The 18,766-nt window shown below is 60.9% G+C and carries 18 protein-coding genes; 4 read left to right on the top strand and 14 right to left on the bottom strand.

Annotation, left to right across the window (positions count from 1 at the left end):
* Positions 1-22 precede the first annotated feature (22 nt).
* The 5 genes from OYW20_RS10325 to OYW20_RS10305 form a co-directional block, all read right to left on the bottom strand.
* Positions 23-847 (bottom strand): HpcH/HpaI aldolase/citrate lyase family protein, encoded by an 825-nt coding sequence (locus OYW20_RS10325; protein ID WP_268800584.1) that lies wholly within the window; start codon positions 845-847, stop codon positions 23-25.
* 46 nt (positions 848-893) lie between these two features.
* Positions 894-2,093 carry a CaiB/BaiF CoA transferase family protein gene (locus OYW20_RS10320; protein WP_268800583.1) on the bottom strand — a complete coding sequence of 400 codons (1,200 nt, stop codon included), beginning with the start codon at positions 2,091-2,093 and terminating at the stop codon, positions 894-896.
* A 131-nt stretch (positions 2,094-2,224) separates the two neighbouring features.
* Positions 2,225-3,574 (bottom strand): MmgE/PrpD family protein, encoded by a 1,350-nt coding sequence (locus OYW20_RS10315; protein ID WP_268800582.1) that lies wholly within the window; start codon positions 3,572-3,574, stop codon positions 2,225-2,227.
* Positions 3,575-3,584: 10 nt separating this feature from the next.
* On the bottom strand, positions 3,585-4,748 hold the full coding sequence (locus OYW20_RS10310) for an acyl-CoA dehydrogenase family protein (RefSeq protein ID WP_268800581.1): 1,164 nt from the start codon (positions 4,746-4,748) through the stop codon (positions 3,585-3,587).
* Between the two features lie 138 nt (positions 4,749-4,886).
* Positions 4,887-5,726 carry an FAS1-like dehydratase domain-containing protein gene (locus OYW20_RS10305; protein WP_268800580.1) on the bottom strand — a complete coding sequence of 280 codons (840 nt, stop codon included), beginning with the start codon at positions 5,724-5,726 and terminating at the stop codon, positions 4,887-4,889.
* Between the two features lie 128 nt (positions 5,727-5,854).
* Between OYW20_RS10305 and OYW20_RS10300 the strand changes: the two genes are divergently transcribed.
* The gene (locus OYW20_RS10300) at positions 5,855-6,757 is read left to right on the top strand and encodes a LysR family transcriptional regulator (protein ID WP_268800579.1); all 903 of its coding nucleotides are present in this window, start codon (positions 5,855-5,857) and stop codon (positions 6,755-6,757) included.
* Between the two features lie 371 nt (positions 6,758-7,128).
* Here OYW20_RS10300 and OYW20_RS10295 read toward each other — a convergent pair whose 3' ends face one another.
* From OYW20_RS10295 to OYW20_RS10285, 3 genes are all read right to left on the bottom strand, one after another.
* The gene (locus tag OYW20_RS10295; RefSeq protein ID WP_268800578.1) at positions 7,129-7,509 is read right to left on the bottom strand and encodes a cupin domain-containing protein; all 381 of its coding nucleotides are present in this window, start codon (positions 7,507-7,509) and stop codon (positions 7,129-7,131) included.
* 50 nt (positions 7,510-7,559) lie between these two features.
* Positions 7,560-8,444, bottom strand: coding sequence for a helix-turn-helix domain-containing protein (locus OYW20_RS10290; RefSeq protein ID WP_268800577.1), 885 nt, complete (start codon positions 8,442-8,444; stop codon positions 7,560-7,562).
* A gap of 77 nt (positions 8,445-8,521) precedes the next feature.
* Positions 8,522-9,445, bottom strand: a complete 924-nt coding sequence (locus OYW20_RS10285; RefSeq protein WP_268800576.1) for a DMT family transporter — start codon at positions 9,443-9,445, stop codon at positions 8,522-8,524.
* 99 nt (positions 9,446-9,544) lie between these two features.
* Here OYW20_RS10285 and OYW20_RS10280 point away from each other — a divergent pair, with 99 nt between their 5' ends.
* Both OYW20_RS10280 and OYW20_RS10275 read left to right on the top strand, forming a co-directional pair.
* Positions 9,545-10,414 carry a LysR substrate-binding domain-containing protein gene (locus OYW20_RS10280; RefSeq protein WP_268800575.1) on the top strand — a complete coding sequence of 290 codons (870 nt, stop codon included), beginning with the start codon at positions 9,545-9,547 and terminating at the stop codon, positions 10,412-10,414.
* 182 nt (positions 10,415-10,596) lie between these two features.
* Positions 10,597-11,328 carry a CatB-related O-acetyltransferase gene (locus tag OYW20_RS10275; protein WP_268800574.1) on the top strand — a complete coding sequence of 244 codons (732 nt, stop codon included), beginning with the start codon at positions 10,597-10,599 and terminating at the stop codon, positions 11,326-11,328.
* 12 nt (positions 11,329-11,340) lie between these two features.
* Here OYW20_RS10275 and OYW20_RS10270 read toward each other — a convergent pair whose 3' ends face one another.
* Positions 11,341-12,291 carry an alpha/beta hydrolase gene (locus tag OYW20_RS10270; RefSeq protein WP_268800573.1) on the bottom strand — a complete coding sequence of 317 codons (951 nt, stop codon included), beginning with the start codon at positions 12,289-12,291 and terminating at the stop codon, positions 11,341-11,343.
* Between the two features lie 178 nt (positions 12,292-12,469).
* The gene (deoC, locus tag OYW20_RS10265) at positions 12,470-13,153 is read right to left on the bottom strand and encodes a deoxyribose-phosphate aldolase (protein ID WP_268800572.1); all 684 of its coding nucleotides are present in this window, start codon (positions 13,151-13,153) and stop codon (positions 12,470-12,472) included.
* A 120-nt stretch (positions 13,154-13,273) separates the two neighbouring features.
* On the opposite strand from deoC, the gene deoR reads away from it, so the two are divergent.
* Complete coding sequence (deoR, locus tag OYW20_RS10260; RefSeq protein WP_268800571.1) at positions 13,274-14,044, top strand: DNA-binding transcriptional repressor DeoR; 771 nt, start codon at positions 13,274-13,276, stop codon at positions 14,042-14,044.
* Between the two features lie 131 nt (positions 14,045-14,175).
* On the opposite strand, the gene OYW20_RS10255 is transcribed toward deoR, so the two are convergent.
* From OYW20_RS10255 to OYW20_RS10240, 4 genes are all read right to left on the bottom strand, one after another.
* The gene (locus tag OYW20_RS10255; protein WP_268800570.1) at positions 14,176-15,249 is read right to left on the bottom strand and encodes an aldose 1-epimerase family protein; all 1,074 of its coding nucleotides are present in this window, start codon (positions 15,247-15,249) and stop codon (positions 14,176-14,178) included.
* Positions 15,246-16,577 carry an L-fucose:H+ symporter permease gene (gene fucP / locus OYW20_RS10250; protein ID WP_268800569.1) on the bottom strand — a complete coding sequence of 444 codons (1,332 nt, stop codon included), beginning with the start codon at positions 16,575-16,577 and terminating at the stop codon, positions 15,246-15,248. The genes OYW20_RS10255 and fucP overlap by 4 nt, the downstream gene beginning before the upstream one ends.
* A gap of 127 nt (positions 16,578-16,704) precedes the next feature.
* Entirely contained in the window at positions 16,705-17,625 is a 921-nt protein-coding gene (gene rbsK, locus OYW20_RS10245; protein WP_268800568.1) for a ribokinase, read from the bottom strand.
* Between the two features lie 237 nt (positions 17,626-17,862).
* Positions 17,863-18,750 carry a LysR family transcriptional regulator gene (locus OYW20_RS10240; RefSeq protein WP_268800567.1) on the bottom strand — a complete coding sequence of 296 codons (888 nt, stop codon included), beginning with the start codon at positions 18,748-18,750 and terminating at the stop codon, positions 17,863-17,865.
* Positions 18,751-18,766: the final 16 nt, after the last annotated feature.

Below are 18,766 nucleotides of genomic sequence, written 5' to 3'. Positions count from 1 at the left end.
AGGCGTCTCGCGTCAGGCGCAGCTACCCGGCAGCCAAAACCAGTAATCGCTGGGCGCGCAGCAACACCGGCGCATCGATCATTTGCCCCTCGAGCTGAAACGCCCCGGCGCCTTTTGCGACGGCGCTGGCCTGGACGACGTTGTGTGCCCAGCTCAAATCCTCGGCGCTGGGTGCAAGGGCCGCGTGAATAACCGGAATCTGAGTGGGATGAATGCACAAGGCGCCGCCGTAGCCCATGTCATAAGCGTGGCGTGTCGCGCGGTGCAGGCCGTCCAGGTCCGCAATCGCCGGGAACACGCCATCCAGCGGCGGCAATAAATCCGCGCCGCGTGAATGCAGCTGCACCGACATCCGCGCCTGATCGAGAAACGCCTGCGCCGCAGGCGTGCCGGTGTTCAGGTTGAGGTCGAGCGCCAGGTCGAGTCCGCCAAACGACAAACGCTCCACACCCTCTGCCCCGGCAATCTGCGCCAGTGCCAGCAAGCCCTTGGCGCTTTCGATGATCGGCCAGACCGGTTTGCCGGTTTGCCAGACGGCAGCGACGTGCGCCGCGCTTTCGACCTTGGGTAGCAGCACACCGGCCACGCCAGCCTGCTGTTTGCAGAACGCCAGATCCGCTGCGTGTTCGACATGATCAGGCGCATTGACCCGCACCCACACCGACGCCTGCGCGTTGCCCAGCAGAAAGGCCCCAAGATTATCGCGGGCCTGGCGCTTGAGCGGCTCTTCTACCGCGTCTTCAAAATCGACAATCACAGCATCCGCACCGGCAGCCAATGCCTTGGCAAAACGTTCAGGTCGACTGCCGGGCACAAACAGCGCGGAGCGGACGATGGGTCGGTACATGGTGGATCCTCATTCATGAATCTTGAAGTCAGTGGTGCGGCGGCGATCAAACCACCCCGGCCGCCAGCAGACGGGCCTGATCGTCCGCCGACACGCCCAGCTCGCCGAGAATGCTGTTGGTGTGCTGGCCCAATCCCGGCACCCCGTCCATGCGCGGGGTGAATGCAGCATTACGGCCCGGTGGCAACAGCGACGGCAACCTGCCGGACGGGCTGTCAACCTCCCGCCAACGGTCACGCGCCTTGAGCTGCGGATGGTCCCAGACCCCTTGCATGTCGTTGACCCTAGCGTTGGCGATCTGCGCCGTCTCAAGCCGGGCGACCACCTCATCGACGCTCAAGCGAGCGAATCCATCGAGGATAATCTGCCTCAATACCTCTCTGTTTTCCGAGCGTTTGAAGTTGGCCGAAAAACGTTCATCGGTCGCCAGCGCCTTGTTCAGCAGGACCTTCTCGCAGAACAGCGCCCACTCGCGCTCATTCTGCAAACCCAGCATTACGGTGCCGCCGCCTCCAGTGGGAAACGGCCCATAGGGATAAATCGTGGAGTGCGAGGCGCCCGCGCGCGGCGGTGGCGGCGCACCGTTGTAGGCGTAATACATGGGGTAACCCATCCACTCCACCAGGCTTTCGAGCATCGACACATCGATACGGCTGCCGACACCGGTCTTTTCGCGCAACATGAGTGCCGAGAGAATCCCGGTGTACGCATACATCCCCGCCGCGATGTCAGCGATGGAGCAACCAGCCTTGGCCATCTGCTCCTCACCTGGCCCCCCGGTTACTGACAAAAACCCGCCCTCACTCTGAATCAACAGGTCATAGGCCTTTTTCTTTTCGTACGGACCGCCTTCTCCGTAGCCGGAGATGTCGCAGACGATCAGCCGCGGGAAGCGCTCTTTCAGCGCCTCGAACGACAGGCCCATGCGTGCAGCAGCGCCGGGCGCGAGGTTTTGCACCAGCACATCGGCCTTGCCCAGCAACGATTGCAGAATGTCCCCCGCCTCGTCCTGCTTGAGGTCCAGGGTCAGGCTTTCCTTGGAGCGGTTGGTCCAGACGAAATGCGAGGCCAGGCCATCGACGCGCTGGTCGTAGCCCCGGGCAAAATCGCCGCTGCCGGGGCGCTCTATCTTCACCACCCTCGCGCCGAGATCGGCCAGTTGCCGGGTGCAGAACGGCGCTGCGATAGCATGTTCCAGGCTGATGACCGTGATGCCGTCCAGGGGACGGGGGTTTGTTTGAGTCATGTTTATTTACCTAGTGGCTCACATCTGTAGGAGCGCGCTTGACCGCGATGGCGGTGGGTCAACCGCACATTCATCGCCTGAGACCCCTCAATCGCGGGCAAGCGGGCTCCTGCACCGGATTGCATCAACTTTTAAATCAAATCGTGCAAAGACCGCGCATCGCGCAAATGCCAGACCTTGTCGATCAGTGCCTGCCCCCGCTCCACCGTCCTGGCGCCGGAAAACGCCAAGAGCCGCTGGAACTTGCTCGCAAGCTCTGGCCGCGACAACGTGTTGCCCGGATCGCCTTTGGGCTCATCGATAGCGGCCGTCAGCGTGCGGCCGTCGACGGTGGTGACGATCACCCTGCCCAGCCAACGCGCCGGATAGGCGGCATCAACCTCAGCGTCCAACTCCATCGTGACCTTCGCGCGGAAGGCATCGACATCAGCGTCGGTCAACGCCCGATCACGAAACTCGATCAACTGCGCGCTGCCGTGGACGGCGATCAGCCCCAACACTGCGCCCATGGAAAACTTCGCCTGATGAACCGTGGTCGGTACATCGACCCGTCCGAGTACGTCGATGGCGCCCTGATGCACGCGTGTCACGACTGTCGCGATCTGGTCATGCCGCAGGCCATCGCGCTGCATCAAATGCAGCAAAGCGTCGGCCGCCGGGTGCGTGTGGCGGCACGATGCATGGAACTTGAACGAGGTCTCCAGCAGCGCCCAGCGACTGCCGAGGCGATCAGACAACTTGCGCGGATCAGCATCGGTGGACATCCCTGCCGCCATGCCCTGATCGCCCTCGAGAATGTTGCGCGCTCCGGTCAGGCCGTCTTCGGTCATGTAGGCCGCGAGTACACCATCGGCAGCGGCTTTGGCGGCGTGCAATTGCTTGGAGTCGGCCGCATCGCGCAGGAACTCCCACAGCCCGGCAGCCTGTGTGCCCGCCGTCCCCAGCAGATTGATGAACTGCTCTTTGTCGAAGTCCAGCAATTTGCCCACCGCAACGGCGGCCGCCAGCGTGCCAACCGTCGCCGTAGTGTGGAAAATCCGGTAGTGCGAACGGCCCATGAACTCGCCAATGCGGATCCCCGCTTCATAGCCGGCGACCGACGCCAACAGCAAATCCTGACCCGACTTGTTCAGGTCTTGCGCTGCCGCCAGCGCTGCCGAAAACACCACCGTCGCCGGGTGCAGAACGGAGCTGTTATGCAAGTCGTCCTGCTCGACCAAATGCGAAGAGGCGCCGTTGACCAGCGCTGCGAAATACGCCGAAGTGCCACGCCCGCTGACCAGTATTTTAGAAGCCCCGGCGGACGGCCCCATGCGCTGTGCGTAGCGCTCGAACAACGGAACGGGCCGCGCGTTCTGGCTGGCCAGCGCCGAACCGATCCAGTCCAGAAACAGGTCTTCCGTGCGGTCCAGCACACTGCCGGGAATCTGCTCGTAGCTGAGGTCAGCGAGGAACGCCGCCAACGCTTGGGTATGGCTCATGTGCGCCTCCTCAGAAGCTGCGTGGCAGTTCGAGCAAGTGCTCGGCCACGTAAGAAAGAATCAGGTTGGTCGAGATCGGCGCCACTTGATAAAGCCGGGTCTCGCGAAACTTGCGCTCCACGTCGTACTCGCAGGCGAAACCGAAACCGCCGTGGGTTTGCAGGCATGCGTTGGCCGCCTCCCACGACGCTTTGGCTGCCAGGTATTTGGCCATGTTGGCGCTGGCGCCGGCGTTCTTGCCGCTGTCGTACTCTTCGCAGGCGCGCCAGCGCATGAGGTCTGCGGCTTCCACCTCGATGTGTGCTTCGGCAATCGGGAACTGCACGCCCTGGTTCTGACCGATAGGCCGTCCGAACACCACGCGATCCCGCGCATAGGCAGTGGCTTTCTCGATGAACCAGCGACCATCGCCAATGCATTCGGCAGCGATCAACGCGCGCTCGGCATTGAGGCCGTCGAGGATATATTTGAAGCCCTTGCCCTCCTCCCCGATCAGGCTGTCGGCGGGCAGTTCGAGATTGTCGAAAAACAGCTCGTTGGTCTCGTGATTGACCATGTTGGCAATCGGCTGAACCGTCAGCCCCTTGCCGATGGCCTCGCGAAGGTCAACGATGAAAATCGACATGCCTTCGGATTTCTTCTTCACCTCGGCCAGCGGCGTGGTGCGCGCCAGCAGAATCATCAGGTCGGAATGCTGAACCCTGGAGATCCACACCTTCTGGCCGTTGATCACGTATTTGTCGCCACGCTTGACGGCGGTGGTCTTGATTTTCGTGGTGTCGGTCCCGGTGGTGGGCTCGGTGACGGCCATCGATTGCAGGCGCAATTCGCCGCTGGCGAGCTTGGGCAGGTAGTAGCTTTTTTGCGCGTCGCTGCCGTGGCGCAGCAACGTGAACATGTTGTACATCTGGCCGTGGACGGTGCCTGAATTGCCACCGCATGCGTTCACTTCTTCGAGGATGACCGACGCTTCGGCCAGCCCCAGGCCCGAGCCGCCGTACTCGGTGGGGATCATCGCCGAGAGCCAGCCGGCGTCGGTCAGGGCTTTGACGAAGGTCTCGGGAAAGCCTTTTTCGTCATCGATCTTGCGCCAGTAAGCCGCGTCGAATTCAGCGCACAGGGCACGCACACCTTCGCGGATGGCATTCAGGTCTTCGTCGTCGTAGGGATTCATCGGGTTGTGTCCTCGGATAGGCCTTGGCCTCTGTAGGAGCGAACTCGTTCTCGAGGCGGTTTACCTGATGCACCGCACCAAACCTCTTCGCCAACGAGTTGGCTCCTACAGAAATCGCCGTTTCAATTCATGGAGAAATCAGTCGAAAATCACTTCCGCGCTCTGCGCCACACCGGCGTCATTGCCGGCCCACAACTGCGCCTTGCCCGGCTCGACCACCCGGCCACCGACGCGAAACGGCGTTGGCACGTTCAAGGGCCGCAGGCCGCGATAGGCAAAATGGCGCACGCGTTTGTCAGGGTTAGCGCGGATAAAAGCCCGCAAATTGAAAGTGGCGATCATCGGCCCATGAACCACAAGGCCTGGATAGCCTTCGGTGTCGGTCACGTACGGGTAGTCGTAGTGGATGCGATGGCCGTTGAAGGTGACTGCGGAATAGCGAAACAGCAGGGTTGGCGTTGGCGTGATGGTTTCGCTCCAGTCAGCCTGCCCCGGCGCCACACCGCTGCCTTGCTTGGGCGGGTTTGGCTCGCGGTAGACGATGTCCTGTTCTTCGCGCACGCACAGTTGGGCGTTCTGGGAATAGTCGTGACGCACGGTGACGAACAACAGCGAGCCGGTGCGACCGCGCTTTTCTTCGATATGCAAAAGGGTCGACTGGCGCTGGGCTTCGGCGCCAACAATGAGCGGCGCGATGAACTCGACGCGTCCACCGGCCCACATGCGGTTGCGGTTGTCTGCAGGCGGCAGGAAACCGCCGCGGGCCGGATGGCCGTCGCTGCCCAATTGTGATTCGGGCACCGGCTCCTGGAAAAAACACCATTGCCACAAGGCGGGCAGCGGGTCGCCGTCGGCAGGTGTTGGCTCGCCGAACGTGGCAGCGATACGCTTGATCAAGTGGCGGCTCAGGTGGTCAGTGGCCTGTTCGGTACGACCGATCCAGGCACTGAAATCCGTAGGCGTATCTGAAGCACTCATCTCGCGGCAGCCTCTGCATTTGTTGTTATCGCCAGATGATGGGAGTGGCCCGGCATTCTGTGAATTTGCATTTGCATAAACCAGCGTTCGGGTATGCTGAACGCCCTCTGCAACATCCGGACACGACCATGCACTTCGACCTAGCTGATTTGCGCCTTTTCATTCACATCGGGGAATCACCCAGCCTGACCCAGGGTGCGCGTCGGGCGTTTCTTTCACCGGCTGCCGCGAGTGCCCGAATCAAGGCGTTGGAGGGGCAACTCGGCACACGCCTGTTGTATCGCGACAGCCGCGGCGTGGAGCTGACGCCTGCCGGACAGAAATTGCTCAAGCACGCACGGCTGATCATGAGCCAGGTCGATTACCTGAAAGCCGAGTTCACCCATTTCGGTACCGACTCTGCGGGGCACATTCGCATCTTCGCCAACACCACAGCGGTGACAGAGTTTTTGCCGGAAGTGCTGGCGGGGTTTCTGGCAAAACGGCCAGGCGTGACCGTGGACCTTCAAGAGCGGCTGTCGCGGGACATCGTGCGCGGCGTGCTCGATGGCAGCACAGACATGGGGATTATCGCCGGGCCGGTGGAAGCGGCCGGGTTACAGGTGATCCACTTCAGTACTGACCGGCTGGTACTGGCGGTACCGGTGGGCCACGAATTGGCGGGGCACAAAACAGTCACGCTCAAACAGACGCTGGCGTTCCAGCACATCGGGTTGCACGAAGGCAGCACGCTGCTGAGTTTTCTGCGTGACCACGTGGAGCGGATTGGGCAGAGCCTGTCGCTACGGATTCAGGTGTCGAGCTTCGAGGCCATTTGCCGGATGGTCGAGGCCGGCGTGGGCATCGGCATCATTCCCGAATCCGCCGCCGTACGGCACAGTCGGACCATGCAACTGGTGACCATCGAGCTGGACGAGCCGTGGGCCGTTCGCGAGCGCAGCATCCTCGTCCGCGAGCTGGACGCACTGCCGGGCACCGTACGCGCCTTGATTGCAACACTGATGCCCGAGCCCAGACCTGTGGTTCTGTAGCTGAGCCACCGAAGGTGTTGGCGTTGGACAGGATTTTCGGCGTTCTTGGGTTTTTGCTTCTGCCCGGAGGGCGTAGGAGCGTGGCTTGTCTCTGGGCCGCATTCGGACGATCTGGCGCGCAGCGGCAGTAATCCCTGCACACGCGGTGTTTCAGGTACGACCGAGGCGTCTGGCTTCAGCCGCTGCGCGCCCCATCGCAGCCTCGCCCTGGCTCGTCAACTCCTACAAAGGTACCTCGGTGGCCTCCGTAAGCGGTTAGGTTCGCGGCTTCACGAGGTCTGAGCGTTGGCGGGGCTTGCCCGCGAAGCTCCCGGGTACCGGCGGTAAATCCTGCATGGGCACGGTTGAAGGGGCGACCGGGCGCCTACTTTTCAAATCCACACGTCGTTCTGCGCGGTGCGCTCGCCTTGGATGTCGCCGGTGTTGATCACACCTTCTGGCTCGATCAGCATCAGCTTCACTTCTTTTTCGGCCCAGGGTTTGTGCTCAACGCCTTTAGGCACCACGTAAAGCTCCCCTGCCGAGAGCATCACGAAACCGTCCCGAAAATCAATGCGCAACTGCCCTTCGATCACGATGAAGGTTTCATCCGTGTCAGCATGGCTGTGCCACACAAACTCACCCTCCAGACGCGCCAGCTTGAACTGGTAGTCATTCATCCGGGCAATGACCTTGGGTTGCCATTGTTCGCTGAACAGGCTGTATTTCTGGGCGAAATTGACGGGGTGGTAAACAGTCGGGACGGTAGACATCGCAAAGGCTCCAGCGAGTGGTTGAAGACTCACTTTAGGATCAAAACGATTCAGACGTCTTGTACGTTATTGCACGTCGCGCCGAGCGTTGAGCGTTGAGCGTTGAGCATCTTCAACCAGCGACCGGGCGGGTGTCCGAAGGTTTTGACGAAGTGCCTGGTCATGTGGCTTTGATCGGAAAAACCTGCCATCGATGCGGCGTCGATCAGCGACATGCCATGAGCAATCAAGCGGCGCACCTCATCCAGACGCCGCAACGTCAGGTAGCGGTAAGGAGTGGTGCCATACAACACCCGAAAATCCCTCGACAGGCGCCAGCGATCCGTGCCGCTCGCGGCTTCAAGCTGGTCCAGCGTGACCCCGGTCGTGAGCGTTGCCATCAGCAATTCACGGGCTTTTTGCGCGCCCGGGTAATCGACAGTGTGCCGACCTTTTCGGACACCGGCCGCCGACTGCAAAGCCATCGTGAGATCGAACAAGGCGTCGTCCATCTCCAGCGGGTCAATCGCGCAATCCATGTCCTGCAACAGCACTTGAGTCGCCGCAAAGAGTCGAGGATCTGCAGAAATGCCGCCCTTGATAAATGGCAATGGCTTGCCCCCCAGCACCTGCTGAATCATCGCCGGCTCAAGGTAAAACATGCGATAGCGAAAACCGTCTTCTGTGCCGGCATGGCCATCGTGTGGCTCGTCAGGGTGCAAAACCATGGTGCGACCCGGCAGGCTGTTGCGCAGGGTATTGCCGTATTGGAAACTCTGCACGCCAGATAATGTGCGGCCGATGGCATACGTGTCGTGCCGGTGCATTTCAAATCCGTGACCCTGAAAAAACGCCTCAAAACGCTCCATCTGCGGCAACGGTGCGGCCCGCATCACCCAGTCCTGCGTCGGTTTGGCAGTGGCTGGCGTTGAGCGATTATCGTCGTGTGGGTCCATGCGGCGGCTCGAATCTCAAGGCAACAGGTGCCAAGAGATAGCATTTCGGGATGAGTATTGGAATGCCGCCCCTTTCCCTACGTGCGCCGACTCAGCAGAGGCAGGCCGATCAACGTCAGCAGCACACCGACCCAGGCCACCCCCGGCAGGCTGTCGCCAAATTGCAGCCAGGCCCAGAACATCGTCACAGGCGGCGTGAGAAACAGCGCGCCGCTGATGCGCTGCATGCTGAAGCGCTGCAGGCAAAGCCAATAAAATCCGTAGCCGCCCAACGTGGAAAACACCGTCAGCCAGATCACGCCGAGGCCAAAACCTGGTGCGGCAAGGGGGCGCAGACCACCTTCATAAAGCGCCAGCCCGGCAAACACCGGCAATACGGCGCAGACCTGAATGAACAGCGCCGTCAGCGCAGACATCGGCGCCAGCGGGGCACGTTTCTGGTACAGCGTTGCGCAGGCAATCGACAGCACCGCAAGCAGCGGCAAGGCGTAAGCCCATGCCGGCGCCGAACCAAATTCGATGCTCGACGCGCTGGCGATCAGCATCCCCGCCACGCATAGCAACAGTCCCAGCCACTGCCAACCTTGCGTGCGCTGCCCCGGTACAAAGCCTGCGAGCAGAACGATTGTTACCGGCAAGAGATTGGCGATGACCGACGAGGTACCTGGCGCCACACCCAATTCAATGGAACGGGCGATCGGCGCGATGTAGCCGGCGAACGCGAATATGCCCATCAGGCATTGGCGCAGAACGTCAGCCCGGGACAATCGCCGCAACTGCCTGATGGCGAATGGCAGCAGAAACAGCGCTGCGAGGACAAAGCGCCAGAACGTCGCCAGGTAAACGCCGCCCTGCTCCGCCGCGTACCGATAGCCAATAAACCCGGAACTCCAACTGACAACCATCGCCAGCAACAGCAGCAAACCGATTAGCGTGTTGGAGACGCACGTCGAACTGGTGCCCAGGGTTGTAAGGTTGCGTGCTGTTTGTCGGAGGGTCATCACGTTGGCCTTTTATGTTCACAGGCGGTAATGGTAAGAAGGGAGCACTGATGCAATCAAACGAGATGATTGATACCACTGATGCAGGATTATTGAACCGTGCAGGACACACTGGATATTGAGCTGCTGCGCACGTTTCAGGCCATCGTCAGGTTTAACCAGTTCCTGGCGGCCTCGACCTGGCTCAACCGAAGCCCATCGGCCGTGAGCCTGCACGTTCGGCGGCTAGAGGAGCTGGCGGGTGGTCGATTGTTCGAGCGCGATAACCAGACCGTCAGCCTGACGGCGCTGGGCCGCCGATTCGCACTCCAAAGCGCCGAATTACTGCACGTGCACGACCGGATGCTCGCCAGCTTCAGCGAACCTTCCGCCAGCGGGCGCGTACGACTGGGGATCTCCGAGGAGTACGCCGGGGCCGTGCTGCAATGCACCCTGTCGGCGTTATCGACGCGCTATCCGCAGATCGAGCTTGAGGTGGAGACCGGCGCGAGTGGGCGTCTGAGCCTGAAGCTTGCGCGCGGACACCTGGATTTGGCGCTGGTGGTGGAACCGGTGGGCGTAAAGACCCCCAGCGAACGGCTGGTGAAAAAAATCGGCACCACTGAACCGGTGTGGGTCGCCAGCCATGACTACCGGGTGGACACCGGCAAACCCCTGCCGCTGGCGCTGCATGGCAAAGGATGCCCTTACCGCATCGCTGCCGTGGACGCCTTGACCGAACAAGGCCAGCGCTGGCGCGCAGTGGTCAGCAGCGCCGGGGTGAGCGCCCTTCAGGCTGCCATTGAGGCTGGGCTTGCCGTTGGCATCGTCGATCGTGCGCTGATCGGCCCTGGCATGCGCGTGCTTGAGGACGAGGAAGGCTTCCCGCCACTGCCGCTGCACGAAATGAAACTGATCCTGGCGCCCGGCGAAACCAGCGAGGCCTGCGCGGTGATGGCGCAACTGATGTGCGATCACTTCCACGGCTGAGCTGGCGCCTGAGGCCCGCCCGGCAGCATCAAAAACAGATCAGCTCACCGCCTTCTTTCAGTGCGCCCGGCGCCCGTGCGATGATCCGTGCCCTAATAAAGGCGGCAATCAAATCCCCGCGTATTCATTGCGACATAAAAAAGCCGCCTGTTTCAGCCCATTTTTGCTACGGACTGCCGACCATGAATTTCTTCAAGCGGGCGCTGCTCGACCGCAAGCTCAAGCACGCGTTGCTGCAGCATAACTGCCGCCTGGACAGCGGCATCAGAGGCCTGCGCACGGATCTCCAGCTCACCCTCGAACACGGCGTGAAACTGCACCAGATCAAAATACATTCGAAAAACCTGACCATCGGCGCCTACACCGACATCGTAAGCGGCTCAGAGCTGCACGACGTGTCCCGCATTGGCCGCTATTGCTCCATCGCGAAAAACGTAACCATCGGTCAAGACCGCAAATCCCACCCGCTCAGCTGGCTGACCTCTCACAGCGGTCTGGTGGGACTGCGCCAGCAACTCAGCGGCGTCGCGCCACACCACGACGGCGTGAAACAGACCGTGATCGGCCACGACGTGTGGATCGGCATGGATGTGCTGATTCTGGAAGGCGTGACCATCGGCACGGGCGCGGTCATCGGTGCTCAGTCGCTGATCACCAAGGACGTGCCGCCTTATGCCATCGTCACCGGCTCGCCGGCTGAAGTGCGGCGCTACCGCTTCGATCAGCCGACCATCGACGCTCTGCTGGCCAGCCAGTGGTGGAACCTGACCGCACACCAACTGGCCGACCTGCCGATAGAAGACCCCGCCGCGCTCATCGAATCGTTGAAAGGGTTCGTGGTGCCGGACAGTCACCCCGGCAAAGTACGGGTGCGCAACAAGCCGTTCAGCGCCGAACATCACCCCGCGCAATAGCGGCGGGCAGCCTCAGCCCGCTGCGCCCTTTGGCACAGCCTGCTCGCTGGCAGCATGTGCTTTCGGCGCATCGGCATTGAGCAACGCCTGAATGGCCTGGCCATACGCCTGGCGCCCCAGGTTCATGCTGTTGTTGTGATTGCCGCCCGGCACCATCAACAGGCTTTTTGGCTCGCGTGCCGCGTCGAACAATTCTTTGCTGAAACGTGGGGCGACAAACTGGTCGTCGGTGCCATGAACGATCAACACGGGCATGTTCACTTCGGCGATCTTGTCGATGGAATCGAATTTCTGCGACACCAGCCAGCGCACCGGTAACGAGGTGTACGTCGTGGCCAGCGCAGAGGCGACGTCTGCCAGATTGGTGAACGTGGATTCGATGATCAGGCCGCGCGCCTGAACAGGCTCGCCCTTTTCAGCGTCCTGCCCCAGCTCCGCTGCCAGGTCCACCGCCACGGCGCCACCCAGGGAATGTCCATAAATAAGCCGTTTACGCGGGTCCGGCTGTAGCGTTTTCAGGCGTTCCCAAGCGATTCGAGCGTCCTCGTAAACCGACGCTTCTGAGGGGAGCTGGCCCTTGCTCTGGCCGAAACCGCGGTAGTCGATGGCCAACACCGAGAAGCCCAACGCGTGCAGCTGCTCAATGCGGAAAAACTGCCCCGTCAGGTTCCAGCGCGAACCGTGCAAGTACAGCAACGCTGGCGCGTCACGCTTCTCGGCCGGCCACCACCAGGAATGAATATTCTGAGCGAGGCCAAATGAAGGCGCCTTGAGTTCGAACTCCTGCACATCATCGGGCAAACCGTGATACCAGCTGGCGATGCCCGGCTCGATGCGAAAAACCAGCTCGCGCTCCTTGTGCTGCAACAGCGAACAGCCCACAGGCAAGCCGACGATCACAGCGATCATGCACGCATAGATCAACCAGCGAGCCCTGAGGTGCGCAAGGGGGAGTTTGGGCATCGATGAAGTCCGGTAAGCGAAAGAGAGCGGGAAATGCGGGCATCTTGCCAGCTACATCACAACGCGTCATCGTCGCCCGCCGAATGGGGCGTGTGGTCGTCCGACCGGAAAGCGTTGGCTGCGCACGCCCGCACAATAATGGGTCAGGGGCGCGCCAGCGCTGGGGTGAGCAATAGACTCAGTAGCCGGAACCCGATGCCGAGGCGCCGCTGACGATGGCGATCCCGGAACTGGTGCCCAGCCGCGTCGCACCTGCCTCGATCATTGCCAGCGCAGTGGCGTAATCACGCACGCCGCCCGAGGCTTTGACGCCGATGGAGGCGCCGACCACCTTGCGCATCAGACTGACGTCTTCAAGCGTGGCGCCGCTGCGGCTGAAGCCGGTCGAGGTCTTGACGAAAGCGACGTTGAGCTCGCGACAGATTTCGCAGGCTCGGACTTTTTCTTCGTCGTTCAGCAGGCACGTTTCCAGAATGACTTTGAGCGGGACTGCGCCGCACGCCTCTTTCACGGCGGCAATGTCGTCGCGCACCTGATCCAGCAGGCCGTCTTTAAGGGCACCGATATTCAGCACCATATCAATCTCGCCAGCGCCCGCCGCAATCGCTTGTCGGGCTTCGAAAGCCTTGGTGTCACTAAGACCGGCACCCAGCGGGAAACCCACCACAGCACACACCTTGACTGGCTCGCCTGCCAGCAATTGCGCGGCGTAAGGCACTTGGCCAGAATTGACGCAAACGGAATAAAAACCATGGGCCTGTGCTTCACGGCACAATGTGGCGATCTGCTCGCGTGAAGCATCAGCCGCCAGCAATGTGTGGTCAATGTACTGTGCGAGTTCAGCGGGTGCGATCTGAGTCATCGGGTCGGTTCCTGTAGTGAGGCAGTGGCCAGCGGCGGATTCGAAGCCGCGAAAAGTTTGATTATGTTTCGATACTAACAATTTATGTTATTTTTTTACCACGAATAATCGACAGTCGGAATGCCTGTGGACACTAAAAAATCAGACCGCATCAAACTGATTCAACAAGCCCTGCAGGACCAGAAGGCCATTCACCTGCGTGAAATGGCGGCCTTGCTGGACGTGTCGGAAATGACCCTGCGCCGCGATCTGGGCCGTTACCCGGATAAATTCCATTTGCTGGGCGGCCATATCACCCTGGCCTTCGATCCCAGTGAAGCCGCCGACTACAAAATCACTGAACAAGGCACGCGCCATGTCGAGGAAAAACGTCGCATCGGCAAACTCGCGGCGGCATTCATCAAGCCCGGCGATACGGTGTTTTTCGACTGCGGCACCACCATTCCTTTCGTGGTCGATTTCATTCCGGATGAGCTTGAGTTCACGGCGGTCTGCAACTCGCTCAATGTCCTGCTCAAGCTTCAGCAAAAACCCAATTGCAGCATCGTGCTGTGCGGCGGCACGTTCCATCGTAAGAACCAGGTGTTCGAGCACCGCGACGAGAGCAGCATTCTCGACAGCGTTCGCCTGACCTGGGCGTTTGTGTCGGCGGCGGGCGTGAGCGAGGCGTTCGGCGTGACCTGCTTCAACTTCAATGAAGTGGAGGTCAAGCAGAAGGTGCTGCGGCAGGCCCGGCATTGCATGTTGCTGGCCGATCACACCAAGTTCGACGCGGTCAAAACGGCGCACTTCGCGACGCTGGAGCAGTTTCATGTGGTGGTCTCGGACAAGAAAATGCCCAAACCCTACCGCGATCTGATTCAGGGACACGGTGCGCAGTTGGTGATTTGATGGGCCGGTTACTGCGCTGTGCTGGACTCTCTCCACCGCCGATCAACCATCATCGCGAGCAAGCTCCCTCCCACAGTGCTGTGAGGTGATTCCACGCCCTCTATGGGAGGGAGCTTGTTCGCGATGCTCTGTCAGCCTTTCAAAGCAGCTTCCAGTTGCCGCACTTCCGCGGCCGCCAGATACCCGGTCGTCACGCTGAATTCAGCGCTCTCCCCGGCTGCCAGTTCTCGAACATTGCCTTTGCCTTTCTCCGCCAGATAGCCCTCCGGCTCGCAGGTCGCGGGCAACGCGAAGGCAGCGACCTGCTGATCGGCGTTGTACAGAATCCAGCGCGCCGCGTGATCGAACTCCCCGGGTTTGTAGCGTGTGTAGAACGCGGCGCCGTGCGGGTGCTCAAGCAAAAAGTGCGCGTGCCCCTTGGCATCTGCCTTGACGTCGTCGAAGAAGCACACAATCTCCGGGTCATACAGCTGCGGCGTGTCCAGCGTACAAAGCCGCGTCGGGTCTTCGGTCAGTTCGGCCATGTAGGCCGACCAGGCAGGCGTCGGCTTCACGTGGGCCGGGACACTGCTGCGCACCCGGGCGCGCGCCATGCCCAGCGGTTCGACGAAACGGCCACCTGCGACGTAGGCGTAATTCATGTGCGCCATGTACATCAACTCCATCGGTTTGCCCGCCAGGTTGGTGACCTGCATGCCGATGTCGAACAGCGCCGAGCGGGCACGCAGCGTGACCGACGGCCGCGCACGGTAGTGATCACCAAAACCCTGGACGTATTCATAATCGCCACCCAGACGCACGTACGCACCGCTGGCGTCTTCGCCCACTTCCAGCCAGGCCGAATCCATGGGTGCACAGGGCATTTCGCCGTGCAGCGCATGATCGTCCTCAGGCGCCGGGCAACCGTTGCGCAGCAGCCCGCTGTGAAACATGAAGCAGCCATACGTACCTATCACCGTAGGGCTGGGCCTTGGCTGACCGAACATGTTGCGCATGGTCAAGTCGCAGCCGTCGAACATCGCTGACCAGATCATCTGGCCCTGATACGGCAGCACGACGAGCCGCCCGCGCGCGTTCTCCAGTGCGAGTGCTTGCACGCCCGAGGGATAGGTCCAGGCCAGCACGCGGAAATCCTCTCCCTCGACCAGCGTTTTTTCCGTGCCGCTGAACAGTTCCGGGTACAGCGCTATCGTCAGCTTTTTCATGAGGTGGTCACCGCACCCACAGCCGCATGTTCGCTGCGGGGGTCACGCATGCATTTCACCGCATACATGACGATCACGACGAAACACAGCAGCGGTACGGTATAGGCCAATTGCATGTTGCCCCCGGTCGCATCCGACAGCAGGCCCTGGAAGATCGGGATCACACCGCCCCCCACAATGCTCATGACCAGCAGCGAACCGCCGACGCCGGTGTCTTCACCCAGACCATCGATGGTCAGGCCGTAAATGGTCGGCCAGCACGGACCCAGAAAGATACTGACGCCCACGGCTGCATACACCGCGCTGATGTTGGGTACCAGGATTGTGTAGGCCAGCAGGGCAATGGTCAGAACGCCATAGATCGCCAGCACTTTGGCCGGGTGCATTTTGCGCATCAACAGGTTGGCAATCATCTTGCCAACGAAGTAAGCGGCGAACGTGGTGAGCAAGAACCACGAGGCGCTGCGCTCGTTCATTCCGCCCATTTGCATGGCCAGGCGAATGGTGAAGCTCCAGACGCCGACCTGCGCGCCCACGTACAGAAACTGCGCCAGCACGCCAAACGTAAAGCGCGGGTTACGCCACAAACGCGACAGGCTCTGGCCAATGGTGCTGCTCTGAACGTTGGCCTTGAGATTGCCCTTGCACGCAGGGAATCGCGTGATGGCGATCAGGATGAACATCAGGATCAATACCGCGATCATCCATTTGTACGGCAATAACGTGGACTGGATCATCTGCAGTTGCTGCACCGCTGCGTCCGAAGCGCTCATCTGCGTCAATTGCTCGCGGGTGGCATCGGTGTCCTTGAACATCACGAAGCTGCCGACGTAAACCCCGGTCATCGCGCCGAACGGGTGGAAGGTCTGGGAGATGTTGAGACGGCGAGTGCCGGTTTCACGTGGGCCCATCAGCGTCGAATAGGTGTTGCAGGCGGTTTCCAGAAACGAAAGCCCTGCCGCGATCACAAACAGTGCCAGCAGAAACATGCCGTACTTGGCGGTCGATGCGGCTGGAAAGAACAGCAGGCAGCCGAACATGTACAGCATCAGGCCGATCAGGATCGTGGTTTTGTAACTGAAGCGGCGGACCACCATCGCGGCCGGAATCGCCACGAAGAAATAGCCCAGATAAAACGCCGACTGCACGAATGCTGTCTGAAAGTCGCTAAGCAGAAAGGCTTTCTTGAAGTGTGCGATGAGGACGTCGTTCATGCTCGCAGCAGCGGCCCACAGGGCAAAAATGCTGCACAACAGCAGGAACGCGAACCACGGCGTGCGGTTGAGGTAGAACCCGTCCGGGGTTTGTTGGAGCGCGGGCTTTGTCATTATTGTTCTCCGGGATGTGCGGGAATGATCAACGTTGATTGCAGGGGCTGGGGCTGCCGGCGAAGCTTTTGATCAGCCGATTGGCTGATCTGACCGCTTCGAAGGCACGCCCTGCTCCAACAAGGGTTCAGCAAGTACCCAGGAACTGCGCGAACGTAGCAGCGTCCGGGTAAGAACTCTGGGTGCCCCGCTCGGTGACGGAACAAGCGGAGTACGCGACCGCCTGGGTCATGGCGCGGCGGATGTCGCCGTCCTGGCTCCAGTGATGGGCGAAACAACCGATGAAGGCATCGCCTGCGCCGGTGGTATCCCGGGCAGCCACCTTGCGGCCGTCAACCCGAAATTCGCCCTCCTCACCCACGTATAAGGCGCCTTTGTCGCCGAGGGTCACGATGACGTGGCGAATCCCCTCTTCCACCAAGTGGCGCGCGGCGGCGAGCGCGGTCTCAGGGCCGTCGACCGGTTTGCCGGTAATCAGCGCCAGTTCGGTTTCGTTGGGAATCAGAAAGTCCAGCTGCGACAAGTGTTCGCGGCTGAGCCCGGCCACCGCAGGCGCGGGGTTCAGGAGGACCGGAATGGCGTTGCGCCGGGCGAACTCGATAGCGTAGTAAACCGTCGCCAGGTCGATTTCCAGTTGCAGGACGATCAGTTTGCAGTCACGCAATGCGCCTTGAGCGGCATCGATGTCGGCAGGCTTCAGGTACGCATTGGCGCCTTTGACGATGAGGATGCTGTTGTGCGAATCCGACTGGACGAAGATGGGAGCGACGCCGCTGGAAACCCCCGGCACACGCTGGACGAATTGGGTGTCGATGCCCAGGCGCTGGAAGTTGGCGACCGTGTTGTCCGCGAACATGTCGTCGCCGACCTTGGTCAGCATGAGCACGTCAGCGCCCAGCTTTGCAGCAGCGACGGCCTGATTGGCGCCTTTGCCACCGCAACCCATGGCGAAATCCGGCGCTTCGAGGGTCTCGCCTTGTTCAGGCATCCGGTCGATGTAGGTGATCAAATCCACCATATTGCTGCCGATGACCGCGATCTTGTTCATGGATGTTTACCTTGTGAACGTGCCAACCCAGAGGTCAACCACGCTATTATTTTTGTTATTTAAATAACATTACGTGTGACTATTCAACCTTTTTGTTGAGCGGGATTGTTCAATCGATGGCCGGATAGGCAAGCCGAACGGGGCCAACCCGCCGGGCGCGCGGGTTTGAAGGGTCTATTCAGGGGGTGAGCCGTTGGTCGGCGTCTCTGGCGTCGTTTCGCATGCAGGGTTGCTGGCTCAATGATCGCCGCGCCCTTGCAACAACGTGCCGAGCAACCACGCACCGGCCGGGCCGAGGCTTTTTTGCCGGGACCAGATCACGTCGACAGCTGAGCTGCGCGGCCAGCCGGGGACTTGCAGCTCTTTGAGACGCCCTTGCGCATAACCCGACACCAGCCAGCGCGGCAGCGCCGACCAACCGAACCCAAACACCGCCATGTCCATCAACAACAGATAGTTGGGCGCTGACCAACTGCGCAGCCCGCCTGCGGGTAAGTCATTGGTCGGGACATGCTCGTCGACAAGGGTGTTCAAGCGCAGCGCCCGGTGTTTCGACAGTTGTCGGTAATCCACCACGGTTTCGGCGGCGAGCGGGTGTTTATGCGCGACGAACAGCCCGAAATCCGCGCGTTCTTCAATCGTCGCGTGGCCCACCTCTGGGGGGTAACTGGCCTGTGCCGAGAGCAGCCCCAACGACGCCCTGCCCGTCTGGATCAGGTTGATCGCGTCACCGTGCTCGGCAAACACACACTCAAGCTCCAGTTCGGGAAAGCGCTGATCGAGCTCGGCCATGCGCACTTCGAACTCGGCAAATTGATTGGCATCGGACAGCACCAACGTCAGTCGCGGCTCCATGCCTTCAGCCAGGCGTCCGGCAGCACGACGCAACTTGTCGCAGGCGACCAGCACTTCATCGACGCGACCCTGCAGTGAACGGCCGGCGTCAGTAAGCGAGGGCTGCTTTGACGATCGATCAAACAGCTCGACGCCCAGATCGATTTCCAGGCGGGCAATCGCCTCGCTGACCGTGGACTGACTTTTGCCAAGGCGCCGTGCCGCGGCGCTGAATGACCCCAACTCAATGACTTGTGCAACGGCTTCGAGCGCCTCCGGGGAATAACTCATGAGCAGACCTGCCGTA

The sequence above is a fragment of the Pseudomonas sp. BSw22131 genome (assembly GCF_026810445.1).
Taxonomy (GTDB): Bacteria; Pseudomonadota; Gammaproteobacteria; order Pseudomonadales; family Pseudomonadaceae; genus Aquipseudomonas; species Aquipseudomonas huanghezhanensis.
Note: the sequence above shows the minus strand (reverse complement) of the source record. Positions and strands in the feature narration are given on the sequence as shown.

Excerpts from the sequence above, each read along its gene's own strand:
- OYW20_RS10285 (WP_268800576.1), bottom strand. The coding sequence starts at position 9,445 with ATGACCCTCCGACAAACAGCACGCAACCTTACAACCCTGGGCACCAGT.
- OYW20_RS10310 (WP_268800581.1), bottom strand. The coding sequence starts at position 4,748 with ATGAATCCCTACGACGACGAAGACCTGAATGCCATCCGCGAAGGTGTG.
- deoC (WP_268800572.1), bottom strand. The coding sequence starts at position 13,153 with ATGACTCAGATCGCACCCGCTGAACTCGCACAGTACATTGACCACACA.
- fucP (WP_268800569.1), bottom strand. The coding sequence starts at position 16,577 with ATGACAAAGCCCGCGCTCCAACAAACCCCGGACGGGTTCTACCTCAAC.
- OYW20_RS10315 (WP_268800582.1), bottom strand. The coding sequence starts at position 3,574 with ATGAGCCATACCCAAGCGTTGGCGGCGTTCCTCGCTGACCTCAGCTAC.
- OYW20_RS10255 (WP_268800570.1), bottom strand. The coding sequence starts at position 15,249 with ATGAAAAAGCTGACGATAGCGCTGTACCCGGAACTGTTCAGCGGCACG.
- OYW20_RS10320 (WP_268800583.1), bottom strand. The coding sequence starts at position 2,093 with ATGACTCAAACAAACCCCCGTCCCCTGGACGGCATCACGGTCATCAGC.
- OYW20_RS10240 (WP_268800567.1), bottom strand. The coding sequence starts at position 18,750 with ATGAGTTATTCCCCGGAGGCGCTCGAAGCCGTTGCACAAGTCATTGAG.
- OYW20_RS10270 (WP_268800573.1), bottom strand. The coding sequence starts at position 12,291 with ATGCCCAAACTCCCCCTTGCGCACCTCAGGGCTCGCTGGTTGATCTAT.
- OYW20_RS10325 (WP_268800584.1), bottom strand. The coding sequence starts at position 847 with ATGTACCGACCCATCGTCCGCTCCGCGCTGTTTGTGCCCGGCAGTCGA.
- OYW20_RS10295 (WP_268800578.1), bottom strand. The coding sequence starts at position 7,509 with ATGTCTACCGTCCCGACTGTTTACCACCCCGTCAATTTCGCCCAGAAA.
- OYW20_RS10290 (WP_268800577.1), bottom strand. The coding sequence starts at position 8,444 with ATGGACCCACACGACGATAATCGCTCAACGCCAGCCACTGCCAAACCG.
- OYW20_RS10305 (WP_268800580.1), bottom strand. The coding sequence starts at position 5,726 with ATGAGTGCTTCAGATACGCCTACGGATTTCAGTGCCTGGATCGGTCGT.
- rbsK (WP_268800568.1), bottom strand. The coding sequence starts at position 17,625 with ATGAACAAGATCGCGGTCATCGGCAGCAATATGGTGGATTTGATCACC.
- OYW20_RS10275 (WP_268800574.1), top strand. The coding sequence starts at position 10,597 with ATGAATTTCTTCAAGCGGGCGCTGCTCGACCGCAAGCTCAAGCACGCG.
- OYW20_RS10300 (WP_268800579.1), top strand. The coding sequence starts at position 5,855 with ATGCACTTCGACCTAGCTGATTTGCGCCTTTTCATTCACATCGGGGAA.
- deoR (WP_268800571.1), top strand. The coding sequence starts at position 13,274 with ATGCCTGTGGACACTAAAAAATCAGACCGCATCAAACTGATTCAACAA.